This window comes from Lysobacter sp. KACC 24251, from assembly GCF_057747755.1.
In genome coordinates, this window is sequence record NZ_CM173222.1 from 2,259,525 (window position 1) to 2,274,608 (window position 15,084).

At 66.1% G+C, this 15,084-nt stretch carries 8 protein-coding genes; 4 read left to right on the forward strand and 4 right to left on the reverse strand.

Annotated features, from left to right (window positions below):
* Positions 1-128: 128 nt before the first annotated feature.
* Positions 129-2,912, reverse strand: a complete 2,784-nt coding sequence (locus AC3ARF_RS10620; RefSeq protein WP_498927754.1) for a TonB-dependent receptor — start codon at positions 2,910-2,912, stop codon at positions 129-131.
* Between the two features lie 203 nt (positions 2,913-3,115).
* On the opposite strand from AC3ARF_RS10620, the gene AC3ARF_RS10625 reads away from it, so the two are divergent.
* Positions 3,116-4,582 (forward strand): glycoside hydrolase family 30 protein, encoded by a 1,467-nt coding sequence (locus AC3ARF_RS10625; RefSeq protein ID WP_498927756.1) that lies wholly within the window; start codon positions 3,116-3,118, stop codon positions 4,580-4,582.
* A 79-nt stretch (positions 4,583-4,661) separates the two neighbouring features.
* Positions 4,662-5,705 (forward strand): LacI family DNA-binding transcriptional regulator, encoded by a 1,044-nt coding sequence (locus AC3ARF_RS10630; RefSeq protein WP_498927758.1) that lies wholly within the window; start codon positions 4,662-4,664, stop codon positions 5,703-5,705.
* 4 nt (positions 5,706-5,709) lie between these two features.
* Here AC3ARF_RS10630 and AC3ARF_RS10635 read toward each other — a convergent pair whose 3' ends face one another.
* The 3 genes from AC3ARF_RS10635 to AC3ARF_RS10645 all read right to left on the reverse strand — a co-directional run bounded on the left by AC3ARF_RS10635 (position 5,710) and on the right by AC3ARF_RS10645 (position 10,661).
* Complete coding sequence (locus tag AC3ARF_RS10635; RefSeq protein WP_498927760.1) at positions 5,710-7,272, reverse strand: sodium/sugar symporter; 1,563 nt, start codon at positions 7,270-7,272, stop codon at positions 5,710-5,712.
* A 333-nt stretch (positions 7,273-7,605) separates the two neighbouring features.
* The gene (locus AC3ARF_RS10640; RefSeq protein WP_498927762.1) at positions 7,606-8,934 is read right to left on the reverse strand and encodes a DEAD/DEAH box helicase; all 1,329 of its coding nucleotides are present in this window, start codon (positions 8,932-8,934) and stop codon (positions 7,606-7,608) included.
* A gap of 353 nt (positions 8,935-9,287) precedes the next feature.
* On the reverse strand, positions 9,288-10,661 hold the full coding sequence (locus AC3ARF_RS10645) for an MBL fold metallo-hydrolase RNA specificity domain-containing protein (protein ID WP_498927764.1): 1,374 nt from the start codon (positions 10,659-10,661) through the stop codon (positions 9,288-9,290).
* A gap of 142 nt (positions 10,662-10,803) precedes the next feature.
* Between AC3ARF_RS10645 and AC3ARF_RS10650 the strand changes: the two genes are divergently transcribed.
* Positions 10,804-12,897 carry a M13 family metallopeptidase gene (locus AC3ARF_RS10650; protein ID WP_498927766.1) on the forward strand — a complete coding sequence of 698 codons (2,094 nt, stop codon included), beginning with the start codon at positions 10,804-10,806 and terminating at the stop codon, positions 12,895-12,897.
* Positions 12,898-13,072: 175 nt separating this feature from the next.
* Positions 13,073-15,082: a M13-type metalloendopeptidase gene (locus tag AC3ARF_RS10655; RefSeq protein ID WP_498927768.1), complete on the forward strand. Its 2,010-nt coding sequence runs from the start codon at positions 13,073-13,075 to the stop codon at positions 15,080-15,082.
* The last annotated feature ends 2 nt before the right edge of the window (positions 15,083-15,084 follow it).

The following is a 15,084-nucleotide window of genomic DNA, read 5'->3' on the forward strand; positions in this document are numbered from 1 at the left end:
TCGGATTCACCGGCAACTCCAGATTTGCGCGACGACGCCCTCCCGGGGCCCGTCGCCTGTGCTGTAAACGCCGGGGAACGCGAAGTGGGCCTCCGCGTTTCCCGGCTATGCCTGACCAAGCCGGCGGATTACAGGCTGTAGCGGAAGCCCAGCATGTATTGGCGACCGTACTCGGTGTATTCCTCGGGGAAGAACAGTCCCAAGCCGTTGGAATCGCTGACCTCCGTGCGGAACGGCTCGTTGTTGAGGTTGTTCACCTGGAACAACACCGACAGGCCCGAGAGGCTGCTGGTTTCGGGGAAGTCATAGCCCAGCTGCAGGTCGATGGTCCGCTCATTGAGCGTATAGCGGTAACTGCGCTGGCCAAAGATGTAGCTGTACTCGCCGCGGTACGGGTCACGGAAGCGCTGGCTGAGACGCGCGGAGAATCCATTCTTCTCGTAGTACACGGTTGCGTTGGCCACGATCTTCGACAGCCCCGGGAACGTGTCGGTGCTGGAACCGCCCGGGCCGTCCGGGTCGATGGAGGACTCGGTGTACGAAGCATTCAACTGGGTACCGAAGCCGTCGAGCGCCTCGTGGAACAGGTTCCCTGCCAGCGCGAGGCTGAACTCCACACCGCGCATATAACCGCCGCTGCCGTTGGCAGGCGCCGAGAACGTACCCCAGTCGGTTGCCGGCGGCGTGGTCGTTTCGAACTCGTACCCGGCAAAGTTCCACGGAATGCTCTGGGTGTAGACGTACGATTCCAGGTCCTTGTAGAACGCTGCCAGTGCAACGTAGCTGGCCTCACCGAAGTACTTCTCGACCGACAGGTCAACCGCATTGGCGCGGAACGGTTCGAGCTTCGGATTGCCACCCGACCCTGCCCACTCGCCGGAGCCGTCCACCACGTTCACCCAGACGCTCGCGTAGGCGCCCATCTCGTTGATGCGCGGCCGCATCAATTCCTTGGCGGCACCGAAGCGGACGTTCCAACCATCGCCAAATTCGGCGACAAGGTTCAAGCTGGGCAGGATATCGCCGTACGATGCGCCGACCCCGCGGACCGCAGCAGGACCGGCCCCGGTAATGGCGACGCCATCCGCACGCTGGTCGGTGTGGATGTACTGAACGCCGACGTTGCCGCGCAGCCGCACGCTGTCGCTCACGTCGATGTCGAGGTTGGCCTTGGCGTAGAAGGTGCGGAGTTCCTCCTCAATGGCTTGGTCCTTCTGCAGGTCGTCGTTGCTCTCGCTCAGGTAGACGTCGTAATAGCGCGACAGCAGCGCGCGGGGATCATACGTGAGCACATCGCCCATGCCAGCGAATCCCAGGCTGGTGGGCGCCTGCAGCAGGGAGGGATCAACCAGCGTGGGAATGCGACCGGGCAGGTCGGCAAAGTACACCTGCGCGCTCTTGTCCTTCGTACGCTTGGTGTAGTTGAAGCCGACGTCGTAGCTTCGCAGGAAATCCGAGGACTCCACCACGCGATTCAGGTCGAGCCGGAACGACTTGAGCACGTCCTTCTGCTGGGAATTCTCCATTCGGCCATCGTGCCCCCAACCCTGGGGGTCACGGAGGTAGACCACATTGGGATCGGACAGGTCAGGAAGCCCGTAGCTTGCGTAGCCCGCAGTGAGCGGAACGGTGAAGTCGACGTCCAGGCCACCCAGCATTCCCGCATACGTTTCCAGCGTCGACTGTTCACGTTCGGCGCGGGAATACGCTGCGTCCGCGGTCAACGTGTAGACATTCCACTTGAACTGGTTGTTCCAGCCGAATGCAGAGAGCTTGTCCTCGCGCAGGTTGTTGTCGTTCCGGATGACCGGCTCGATCCCGCTCAGGGTGCCGCTGGTGACCACCGGGACGCCGCCGTGCAGCGTCGTGTTGGCCTGGGTGTAGGTCACCTGGCCGCCGTTCCACCACGGGTCGTTGGTCCACATGGCGCCACGCATCCACTCTTCCTGGTCGAACTTCGAGTGGTACAGGTCAAGCACGCTGTGCCAGGTGTCGTTGGGCTTGAACTCCAGCACGGCCATCACGCCATCGCGCGTGGTATCGCGGGACTTGACCCAGCCCTCCGTGCCCTGCAGTGCAATGGCGTCGTCAGGCTTGGCACCTTGCGGGGCTCCCCACAGCGAGGTATTGGCCCACCACCACGACTTGTAATGCTTCTCCTGGAACGGTGAATTGAGGCGGGCGACGCCAATCGCCACGCCAAACGTGTCGTTGGCGAATTGGTCCACGTACGAGGCTGAAACGCGATATCCCGTGTCGTTTCCACCCTCGGTCAACTCACCGAGCGAGTTGTACTCGCCCTGGCCACCGATGACGATGCGCTGCTCGCCAAAATCCAGCGGCCGGACGGTCTGCATGTTCACCGTGCCGGACAGACCCTGTCCGACCAGCGACGCATCCGGAGTCTTGTAGACGGTGACGCCGTTGATCAGCTCCGCGGGGTACTGGTCGAACTCGACGCCGCGGCTGTCGCCGGTGCTGGCCTGCTCACGGCCGTTGAGCAGCGTGCCCGCGAACTGCTCGGACATGCCACGAATGTGGATGACCTCGCCCCGACCTTCCTTGCGCTGCATGGTCAGGCCGGGCAGGCGCGAGATCGAGTCCGCGATGCTGATGTCGGGAAGCTTGCCCAGATCCTCGGCGGAGATCGCCTCGACGATCGAAGTCGACTCGGCCTTGGTCTCGACGGCCGAAATGATCGCGGAGCGGATGCCGGTGACCTTCACGGTCTCGACGGTCGCGTCGGCCGGAGTGGCCTGGGCAGCGGTTTCGTCGGTCGCCTGGGCTTCCTGCGCATTCACCTGCGCAGTTGCGATCAGGGCCAGGTAGCAGGCGGCTGCCAACACATGGCGTTGCGGACTTTGGCGTTGGTTGCGCGCGGACGGGCCACGCGAGGTCGTCTTGCGGGTCATCGGGGTCCCCTCCCAAGGAAATTTGACAGCGCTGTCATACAGCGCTCTCATAGGGCTGTCAATGAACTTTTGGTCGTGCCCGCGGCCAACTCGGCTTCCGCTGGCTGGCGAACAACCGCCGACACCGGATTTCGCGGCAGTGCAACATCAAGTTTGCGCACCGTTCCGGGACATTCCATGAAGGGGGGAACTACGAAATGAACATGCAGGACCGTTGCATCGACACGTTGGGCAGGATCGGCTTGTGCATGGTGCTGGCGCTGGGCTTCGCATCCAGGTCCGTGGCTGGCGGCACGCTGACATCGAATGCGGTGGCATCTTGGGTCACCACGGCCGACCACAGCCGTGCGCTGTCGCCCGCGGACACCACTGCGTTTGGTACCCGGTCACGCCTGCCGATCCACATTGATGTGGACGGCACGCACTATCAGCGCATGGTTGGTTTCGGTGCCGCCCTGACCGATTCCTCCGCCTGGCTGATCACCCACAGGCTCAGCGCCACGCAGCGCGATGCCCTGCTCCAGGAATTGTTCGGGCGTGAGGGACAGGGCATCGGCCTGGACTTCACCCGCCTCACCATCGGCAGCTCGGATTTCTCGTTGAGCCACTACACCCTCGACGACATGCCGCGCGGCCAGACCGATCCGGAGCTGCGACATTTCTCCATCGCCCCCAACCGCGGCGATGTGATCCCCGTGGCGCGTGCCGCACTGGCCATCAACCCGCACCTGAAGGTGATGGCATCGCCTTGGAGCGCTCCGGGCTGGATGAAGACGAGTGGCAGCCTCGTCAAAGGCACGCTGGCCGACGCACATTTTGACGCTTTCGCCCGCTACCTGGTGCAGTACACCGAGGCCTACGCCGACGCAGGCATTCCGATTTTCGCACTGACGGTGCAGAACGAGCCCGATTACGAACCTGCCGACTATCCCGGCATGCGCCTGAGTGCCGCCCAGCGCGCCCGCTTGATCGGTCGCCACCTGGGCCCGATGCTGGCGGCGCGCGGGTCGTCCACGCTGATCTTCGACTGGGACCACAACTGGGACAAACCCGAGCACCCGCTGGAGGTGCTGCGCGATCCGGTCGCGTCGCGCTACGTCGCCGCCGTCGCGTGGCATTGCTACGGCGGGGATGTGGCCGCGCAAAGCAAGGTGCACGACGCCTTCCCGGACAAGGACGCCTACCTTACCGAATGCTCGGGCGGCGACTGGGAGCCAGTCAAGAGTGGCGGGCTGACGTTCCTGGCGCGCGAACAGATCATCCGCACTGCTCGCCATTGGGCACGTGGTGCACTGCTGTGGAACCTCGCGCTGGACGAACGCAAGGGCCCGTTCGCAGGCGGCTGCAAGACCTGCCGCGGCGTGGTCACCATCAACAGCGCCGATGGCAGCATCACCCGCAACGACGAGTACTACGCCCTCGCCCACGCCAGCCGCTTCGTCCGCCAGGGCGCGTGGCGCGTTGGCTCGAGCGCGGGCGGCGACGGCATCGACAACGTGGTGTTCGAAAACGCCGACGATGGCTCACTGGTGATGCTCGTCACCAACTCCGAAACGGCGCCTCGTCGCTTTTCCGTTGGCCACCGCGGCAAGGTGTTCCACTACACCGCACCACCGCGCAGCCTGATCACCCTCACCTGGGCCGGATCGCCGCCATCTGCCGGCCGCTGATCCCCGGCCGCCGGGCTCGCCCGCGCGGCGCGGTAGGATAGGCAACTGGGGAACGCATCCGAAGACGCCACAGGGACCGATGACGGCCAAGATGAAGGAAACCAACGGAACGCGCGCGCGCATCGAAGACGTGGCCGAAGCAGCCGGCGTCTCGATCAAGACCGTGTCGCGCGTGCTCAACCACGAGCCCAACGTCCGCGACGAGACGCGCCAGCGCGTGGAGCAGGCCGTTGCACAGTTGCAGTACAAGCCCAACCTCTCCGCCCGCAGTCTGGCGGGCCAGCGCGCGTACGTGATCGTGCTGGTCTACGACAACCCTTCGCGCAACTACCTCACCGAGATCCAGGGCGGCGTGCTGGAAGCCTGTCGCGCCCGACACTTCAGCCTGGTGCTGGCGCCCGTGGACCCCGACGACCGCAACTACGTGCCCGAGCTGGTCGACCTCATCGACCACTCGCGCGCCGACGGGGTCGTACTGGTGCCGCCTCTCACCGACGACACCCGATTGCTGGACGCACTGCAGGAACGCCAACTGCCCTTCGCCTCCATCTCCCCGCGCACGCCCGAGGGACGCTTCGGCGTCACCCTCGACGAACGCGGGGCGGTGCGCGAGCTCATGGCCCACCTGATCCAGCTCGGCCACCGCCGCATCGGCCACATCAAGGGGCCGCCACAGCACGGCGCGGCCACGTGGCGCCACTCGGGTTACCGCGAGGCGCTCAAGCTCGCGGGCATCCCTTACGACACCGTGTTGGTGGTCAAGGGCGAGTTCACCTTCGAATCGGGCGTGGAAGGCGCTAGGCGCCTGCTCGACCTTCCCGATCCTCCCACCGCCATCTTCGCCGCCAACGACGACATGGCGGCCGGCGTGCTGCGCGTGGCAGGCGAACGCGGACTGTCGGTGCCGCGCGACCTTTCGGTCTGCGGCTTCGACGACACGCCCCTGTCACGGCAGATCTTCCCGTCGCTCACCACGGTGCGGCAGCCCACCAATGACATGGGTCGCGTCGCCACCGAGGAACTGCTCAAGGCGATCCGCGACCCCGAAACCGGCGACATGGTGAAGATGGACTACGCGCTGCAGCTGCGGGAGTCGACCGGACCTCACCGCAGCCGCCGCTAGGCCGTCACCAGAAGACGGCGTACAGCGCCACCAGGATCGCGACGACCGCCAAGCTGGCCATGTTGAACGACACGTCGGTGCGATAGCTGACGTCGTCCACGCGGATGAGATTGCCGTCACCGGTGGGCTTGCCGACCAGCGACACCACCACCGCCAGGGCAAGGGCCAGCAGGAAGACCAGGCCCACGCGATCCATGAACGGCAGCGCCGGCCACGCCAGCTTGAGCACGATCGAAAGGCCGAACGAGCCGATCGCCGCGGCCAGCGCACCGGCTTCATTGGCGCGCTTCCAGAACAGGCCGAGCATGAAGATCACCACGATTCCCGGGGTGAAGAAGCCGGTGTATTCCTGGATGTACTGGAATCCCTGGTCGAACCCGCCGATCAGCGGACGCGCCGTCGCGATCGCCAGCACGATGGCGATGGCCGCTGCGATGCGACCAATGCGCACCAGCCCGACCTCATCGGTGTCCTTGCGCCACTTGGCGTAGAAATCGAGGGTGAAAATGGTCGCCACCGAGTTGATCTTGGACGCCAGCGACGCCACGATCGCCGCCACTAGCGCCGCGAACACCAGCCCCAGCACCCCGCTCGGCAGCAGGCCCATCATCGTCGGATAGGCCTGGTCCGGGCGTGCCAGCTCGGGCGCCAGCATCACTGCGGCGATGCCCGGCAGCACCACGATCACCGGCATCAGCAGCTTGAGGAATGCGGCAAACACCACGCCCTTCTGCGCCTCGTGGATGTCCTTGGCCGCCAGCGCGCGCTGGATGATGTACTGGTTGAAGCCCCAGTAGCTGACATTCATGATCCACATGCCGCCGACCAGCACGCTGATTCCCGGCAGGTCCTTGTAGAACGGGTTGTCCTTCGACAGGATCATGTGGAAGTGCTCAGGGCTGGTCGCCCACAGCTTGTTGAAGCCGGCCACGACGCCCGCGCCGTCACCGATCTTCGCCAGCGTCAGGCCCGCGACCAGCAGGCCACCCAGCACCAGCAGCGACACCTGCACGATGTCGGTCAACGCCACCGCCTTCAGCCCACCGTACAACTGGTACGCCAGCGCGAACGCGCCCAGCAGTGCCAGCGCCAGCATCTGGTCCATGCCCGTGACCTGGTTCACCGCGATCGAACCCAGCCAGAGGATCGAGGTCAGGTTGACGAAAACGTACAGACCCAGCCAGAACACCGCCATCAATGTGCGGATGCGGTGGCCGTATCGTTCCTCCAGGAACTGCGGCATGGTGTAGATGCCATTGCGCAGGAACACCGGCAGGAAGAACTTGCCGACGATCAGCAGCGTCAACGCTGCCATCCACTCGTACGACGCGATCGCCAGGCCGATGGCATAGCCGGAGCCGGACATGCCGATGATCTGCTCGGCTGAGATATTGGCCGCGATCAGTGACGCGCCCACCGCCCACCATGGCAGCGCCTTACTGGCGAGGAAGTAGTCCTTGGCGGATTTCTGGTGGCCGCCCTTCTCGCGCGACACCCATTGCGCGAGGACGAAGATGCCGGCCAGGTAGGCCAGCACGATGGTGATATCGAGAGCGGAAAGTCCCACGTAAAGCTCCTGGTTGGAGGTGGCGGAACCGGAAGTCGTGCACTGATGCGCGCGCACTCCGTCAGTGCCATCGGCACCCCAATGGGCGCGATGGCAGTGAACGGGCGCACCCGCGGCCCCTTCCCCCGTCCGCTGTCGGCGAACACTTCATCCGGATACTGCAGGACATCGCCGGATGACAGCGCTGTCAGCATACCGTCCAGCCGGGGCAATGCATTTTGCAGTGCAGCATCCGGCCCACCCCGCCCGATGGCCGGGCCGGCTGCTGTGCCACCCCCCCAAAAGCAAAGGGGCCGGCAATGCCGGCCCCTTTGGACACACTGTGCGGCTCGATCAGGCGCGCGAGTCGCGGCGCTGGCCGCCCCCGGTCGCACCCCGCCCCTGCGCACCACGATGCTGCTTCTGGCCCGCATGAGCGTGTCGTGCCGCCGGCTTGCCATGCGGACGATTACCCGGCTTGCGCGGCGGCTGGTTGCCACCGTTGCCACGGCGCGGGTTCGGGATCGCGGTGTCCAGGCGGATCGGGCGGCTCGGCGCGTAGCCCTCCACTTCGACCAGCTCGATGTCCGCCTTCAGCAGACGCTGGATCTGGCGCAGCAGGCCGCCCTCGTCGTGCGACACCAGCGACAGCGCTTCACCCGTGCTGCCGTTGCGGCCGGTGCGGCCGATGCGGTGCACGTAGTCCTCGGCCACCATCGGCAGGTCGTAGTTGATGACCAGCGGCAGGTTGGGGATGTCGAGGCCACGCGCGGCCACGTCCGTGGCCACCAGGATGCGCACCCGGCTGGCCTTGAAGTCGTTCAGTGCCTTCTGGCGCTGGGCCTGGCTCTTGTTGCCGTGGATCGCCGAGGCCTTCAGGCCCGCGTCTTCCAGCTGTTCGGCCAGGCGGTTGCAGCCGTGCTTGGTGCGGCCGAACACGATCGCCTGTTCCCCATGGCGCTTGGCCAGGATGTCGATCAGCAGGTCGCGCTTGAGCGCGCCGTCCACCGGGTGCGCACGATGCGCGATGGTTTCGGCGATGGTGTTCTGCGCCGCAACCTGCACCTGCTGCGGGTTGCGCATGAACTCCAGCGCCAGCTGCTTGATCTGCGCCTCGAAGGTCGCCGAGAACAGCATCGTCTGGCGGTCCTTGGGCAGCTTGCCGAGGATGCGCTTGATCGCCGGCAGGAAGCCCATGTCGAGCATGCGGTCGGCTTCGTCCATGACCAGGATCTCGATCTCGTCCAGCTTGACGCTGCCGCGCTCCAGATGGTCGATCAAGCGGCCGGGGGTGGCCACCAGTACGTCCACGCCACGGCGGAACGCGTCGACCTGCGGGCCCATGCCCGCGCCACCAAAGATGGCGATGGTGTTCATGCGGAGGTGCTTGCCGTAGCCACGCAGGCTGTCACTGACCTGCACGGCCAGTTCGCGGGTCGGGGTCAGGATCAGCGCGCGCGGGCGACGGGAACCCTTGACCGGGGTCTGCTTGGACAAACGGTTGAGCAGCGGCAGGCCGAACGCGGCCGTCTTGCCGGTGCCGGTCTGGGCGCCACCCAGCACGTCATGGCCCGCCAGCGCCAGCGGAATCGCCTCGGACTGGATCTGGGTGGGGGTGGTGTAATTCTGCTCAACAAGCGCGCGCAGCAACGCGGGCGCAAGGCCCAGGGATTCGAAGGACATCGATACAACTCCATTTCGCCGCAAACGCGCGGGGCAGCCATGCGCCACGCGCACGGCCACGGACCGGAGAACGGTTGCGTGATGACCCAAGCGTTCCCTTGAACCGCGCTACGGGTGATCGGATGTGACGGCACCGGAAAGCTCCGGACCGTGTCTGCGCGACGAAAGACGTGCGGGATAAAAGCCGCGGTCGCATGAGGCACAAGGCCTGCGAGGGCGGCGGGCATACCTGGGAAACGTACCCTTGCGGGAGGCAGCCGTGCGCTGAACAGGGCGGACTTTACGCTAAGCCGGCACGCTTGGCCAGCCAATGCGCACCCGCCGTTCAGGTCAGCGCGCGATCGCCCGCCCGTCTATGCGTCGGCGTGCATGCCGGGACGGGCCAGGGTTACGTCAACCTTGAACCGCTCCCACACCTCACCGGCCAGCGCCTCGCGCGCCTTGTCCTCGCCGTGCACCAGCACCAGCGGCGGACGCGGCTCGAACTGTCCATACCACCCCAACAGCCCCTGCTGGTCAGTGTGCGCGGACAGACCGCCCACGGTGTGCACCTGCGCCGCCACCCGGTAATCCTTGCCGTGGATACGCACCCATTTGGCCCCCTCGACCAGCCGCCGCCCCAACGTGCCTGCAGCCTGGAACCCCACGAACAGCACATGGGCATGGCGACGGCCGAGGTTGCGCTTGAGGTGATGGACGATGCGTCCGCCATTGGCCATGCCGCTGCCGGCGATGATGATCGCACCGCCGTCCATCCGGTTGATCGCCATCGATTCTTCAGGGGTCTGGGTGATGCGCAGGTTGGGCATGCGGAACGGATGGGGCTTGGAGCGCCACACCTTGCTGGCCTCCGCATCGAAAAGGTCCTCGTGCCGGCCGTATACCTCAATCACCTTTGCGGCCATCGGGCTGTCGAGGAAGATCTTCCAGCGCGACAGCCCCCACTGGTCCCAGTACTTGGCAAACCAGTACAGCAACTCCTGGCTGCGCCCCACCGCGAAGGCGGGGATCAGCACGTTGCCGCGGTCCTGCCAGGCGCGCTCGAAGAGCTCGCCAATCTCTTCCACCGTCGCCAGGCGTTCGCGATGGTTGCGGTCGCCGTAGGTCGACTCCATCAGGACCAGGTCCGCCTCGGTAATCACCGCGGGATCGCGCAGGATCGGCGAGCCCTTGGGTCCGATGTCGCCCGAGAACACGAGCTTGCGCCCGTCGCCCCACAGCTCCACGACGGTCGAGCCCAGAATATGCCCGGCCTCGCGGAAGCAGATCTCCACGCCCGGCAGGATCTGTTCGCGCCGGTCGTACGGCAGCGGCCGCACCAGCTTCATCGCCGCATGCACGTCGTGCTTCGTGTACAGCGGCACCGCCATCGGCTCGCCGTGACGGCGGTTGCGGTTGGCGCGCTCGGCATCACTCTCGGCCAGCGAGGCGGCATCCAGCAGCATCACCGGCATCAGGTCAGCGGTGGCCGCCTGCGCGTAGATGGGCCCACGGAATCCGCGATGGACCAGCAGGGGCACGCGACCGATGTGGTCGATGTGCGCGTGGCTCAGCACCAGGGCCTCCATGGCCGCTGGCTCGAACGGGAAGGGCTCGCTGTTGCGCCGCTCGGCCTCCACGCTGCCCTGGATCATGCCGCAGTCCAGCAGCACCCGCTGTCCTGCCACCTCGACCTCATGCAGCGACCCCGTGACCTCGCCCGCGGCACCGTGGAAATGTACGCGCATGCCCTGCTCCTGAATGGCCTGGATCCACGCTAGCACACCCCCCCGTGACCAATGACACCCGTGCCGGGAGCGAATCCGGGCTAAGGTCTGCGGTGGCCCCGTGGGGGCCGCATTCCACTTGCCTGTCCGGCCGGAGCCACACGTGAACCAACCCAAAGTCCTGCTGTTGTCCCTCGCCATCGCCACCGGCCTGACCGCGTGCGCCAAGAAGGAAGACGCCACCACGGCCGATGCCGCCCAGCCGGCCAATGCGGCCACCCTGACCCTTGACGAGAGCAAGCTGCCCGGCGTGAACCGCTTCCAGCTGAGCGACCTGGACACCTCCAAGGACGCGTGCACCGACTTCGGTGGCTACGTCAACGGCAAGTGGCTGGCCGCCAACACCATCCCGGGCGACCGCACCTCGTGGGGCGCCTTCGAAATGCTGGACGAGCGGTCACAGGCCATCCAGCGCCAGCTGGCCGAACAGGCCGCGGCGATGAAGGACCCCTCTGGCGTGGAGAAGATCGTCGGCGACTTCTGGTCCACCGGCATGGACGCGGCCAAGATCAACGCCCAGGGGCTTGAGCCGCTGAAGGGCCATCTCGACGCCATCGCCGGCCTGGACAGCCAGGAGAAGATCGCCGACTACCTGCGCACCAGCGCGGCCAAGGGCGAGAATTTCCTGTTCGGCTTCGGTCCGGAGGCGGATTTCAAGGACTCGAAGATGAACATCGCCTACGCCATGCAGGGTGGCTTGGGCCTGCCGGACAAGGGCTACTATTTCGACGCCGACAAGAAGGACAAGCTGGCCGCCTACGAGGCCCACGTCGCCAAGGTGCTGGAGCTGAGCGGCGTCGCCGCCGCCGATGCCGCCAAGCAGGCCAAGGACGTGATCGCTTTCGAGACCCGCCTGGCCAAGGTCTCCAAGTCCAGCGAAGAGATGTCGCGTGACGTCGCGCTGTACTACAACCCCGTTTCCCCGGCTGACGCCGACAAGCTGACCCCGAACTTCGCGTGGACGAAGTTCTTCGAGTCGCAGGGCGTCGCCGTGCCGAAGATGTTCTCCCTGGCCATCCCGGCCTTCCACCAGGAAGTCAGCAAGATGCTGGCGGACGTGCCGGCCGCGCAGTGGCAGAGCTATCTGCGCTTCCACACCGTTGACGGCGCATCGCCGTACCTGGCCGATGCCTTCGCCGAGGAGCACTTCAACTTCTACAACAAGGCCCTGCGCGGCCAGAAGGAGATGAAGGAGCGCGGCAAGCGCGTGCTCGACACCATCGAGGGCGAGGCCGGCGAAGCGCTGGGCCAGATGTACGTCAAGGTGGCGTTCTCGCCGGAGTCCAAGGCGCGGATGGAGGAACTGGTCAAGAACCTCAGCGCGGCGCTCAAGGCCCGTATCGAGAACCTGGACTGGATGGGCGACGAGACCAAGAAGAAGGCCATGGAGAAGTGGGCCAGCTTCACCCCGAAGATCGGCTACCCGGACAAGTGGCGCCCGTGGGACGGGCTGGACACCACCCGTGACAGCTACATCGGCAACGTGCTGGCCGCCAATGAATTCAACTACAAGTGGCAGATGGGCAAGATCGGCAAGCCGGTCGACCGCACCGAGTGGGGCATGCCGCCGCAGATGGTGAATGCCTACTACAACCCGCTGCAGAACGAGATCGTTTTCCCGGCAGCGATCCTGCAGCCGCCGTTCTTCGACGCGAACGCCGACGACGCCCTCAACTATGGCGGCATCGGCGCGGTGATCGGCCACGAGATGATCCACGGCTACGACGACCAGGGCAGCCGTTTCGACGCGACCGGCAAGTTCGAGAACTGGTGGACCGACGCCGACGCCAAGGGTTTCGCCGGTCGGACCGACAAGCTCATCACCCAGTTCAACGGATACGAAGCCGTGGCGGGCAAGTTCGTCAACGGCAAGCTGACCTTGGGCGAGAACATCGCCGACCTGGGCGGCCTGGCGACCGCGTACGACGCACTGCAGCGTGCCACTGCCGGCCAGCCGGATCCGAAGATCGATGGCCTGACCCGCGACCAGCGCTTCTTCGCCAACTGGGCCACGGTGTGGCGCCGCAACTTCACGCCGGAAGAGCTCAACGTGCGCCTGACCACCGACCCGCACGCGCCGGCCAACTTCCGCGCAATCGGCGCGCCCTCCAACCTGCCGGCGTTCGCCGCGGCGTTCTCGTGCAAGCCGGGCCAGCCGATGGTCCAGGCCGGCGACAAGCAGGTCGTGATCTGGTGAGTTGACGCGAGGCTTCCACTCGCACGCGTTTGGCCTTTTCTCGTCGGCCAACGGCGGAGGCCCGGGGTGACCCGGGCCTCTGTTTGTTTGGGCCACGAGCGACGTGACGATGGCGTTGAGCGTCGGCGCAAAGCGCATTGCTAGACTCCGACCATTCCGTAGCAAGGACCTGCGAATGACCCTGCGCCCGCTTGCCTGCGCCCTGGCGCTTGGCCTACTCGCCACCCACGCCCTGCCCGCGGATGCCGCCAGAAAGCGCAGCAGCAAACCCCAGCCCCCCGCCATCAGTGCGGCCTGCAACGACTTCCATGCCTTTGCCAATGCGGACTGGTTGAAGGCGCATCCATTGCCCATGGGCGTCGGCGCGATCACCGCGCTGGGAGAACTCAACGCCCGCGCTGCGCAGCAGCAGATTGACCTTCTCAACTCCGCGATGCGCCAGCCACAGGACGACGTCCAGAGACTCCTGGGCGATTTCTGGGCCAGCGGTCTGGACGAAGCCGCGGTCGAGCGCGACGGCTCCACCCCCATCCAGCCCCTGCTCGCACGCATCAATGCCATCCGCAAGGCGAAGGACGTAGCCCCCTCCATCGCCGCACTGCACCAGGTGGGCATTCCGGTCGCCTTCGATTTTGGTGCCGATATCGACCTCGCCGACCTCGATCGCCACATCGGCTATCTCAGCCAAGGCGGACTCGGGCTGGCTGACCCCGCCTTCTACACCCGCACGGATGCCGCCACTGTCCAGGTCATGGCGCGCTATCGCGAGTACGTGCAAAAACTGCTCACCCTCACCGGCACCCCGGCCAAGCGCCTGGCCGAGGAGACCCAGCAGGTCATCGACCTGGAAACGCGCCTCGCCCGCCTGCACCCGCCCGCCTCCACGCTGGTCAACCCGCGCAACCTGTTCGCACCTGTGCCCACGGCGTCCCTGGGCAAGCAGTACCCCCGCCTGCAGCTGGATGCCTTCCTCAAGGCCCAGGGCGTGAGCGACGATCGGGTGTCACTGGCAAATCCGCAACTTTTCTCACAAGTCGATGCCCTGGTTGCCAGCCTCAAACCCGCGCAATGGAAGACCTACCTGCGCTGGCGAGTGGCCGACACCATGGCGCCCTATCTGTCGAAGGCGTTCCAGGACGCCAGCTTCGATTTCCGCGGCCGCCTCCTCGCCGGCCAGGACCGACCCGCGCCGCGCCCGCAGCGGGTGCTGGAGGCGATCAACCTCGCCGCAGGCCCGATGCTGGGTCGGCAATACGTGCAGACCTACCTGCCGGCGACGACGCGCGAACGCGCCACCGACATCGCGACCCGCGTGCGCGACGCGTTGGGGGCGGCCGTTGAGCGCGACGCCCGGTTCAGTCCCGCCGCCCGCGCCGAGGCCAAAGCAAAACTGGCAGCGCTGAAGGTCGAGGTGGGCGCACCGCGCCGTGACCTTGATTACACCGTGCAACCCATGGGTCGGGGCAGCTTCGGCGGAAACATGCTGATTGCGTCGACCTGGCACCACCGTGAGGAAATGAAGCGCATCGGGCGGGGCAACGCTGACCGGCGCTGGAACGTGCTGCCGCAGCAGCCCGCGCTCACCTACGACGTGGCACAGAACCGCCTGATCGTCACTGCCGCAATGCTCCAGCCGCCCGTGCTCGATCCCAATCGCGACATCGGCACTCAGTACGGCGCCTTCGGTGCACTGGTGGGCCACGAGCTCAGCCACGCCATCGACCCGCGTGGCCGCATGGTCGACGCGAAGGGCGAAGTGCGCGACTGGTGGACCAGCACCGAAGCCAACGCCTGGGCCGATGTCGGCAACCGACTGGCGGCGCAGCTCGGCTTGCGAAGCTACCCTGGCGTGGACGGCATCCGGCTCAATGGCCCGCGCATCCGGGACATCGCCGTGGCCGATCAAGCGGGCGTGGAACTGGCCTGGGCGGCCTTCCGCAGCGCGCAACCGGCCGCGGGCAAGGAGGCCCAGCAGGGGTTCTTCAAAGGCTGGGCCGGCCTCTGGGCGGAACAACTCACCGCAGACGTCGCCCGCGAGCGCGCGCAACACAGCGCGCACGCACCCGGTCCGGTGCGTACCAACGCACCGCTTGCCAACCTGCCCGACTTCGGCACTGTCTATGGGTGCAAGGCGGGCCAGCCCATGCAGGCCACCGCCGCGGAGCGGATCACGATCTGGAAGTGAGC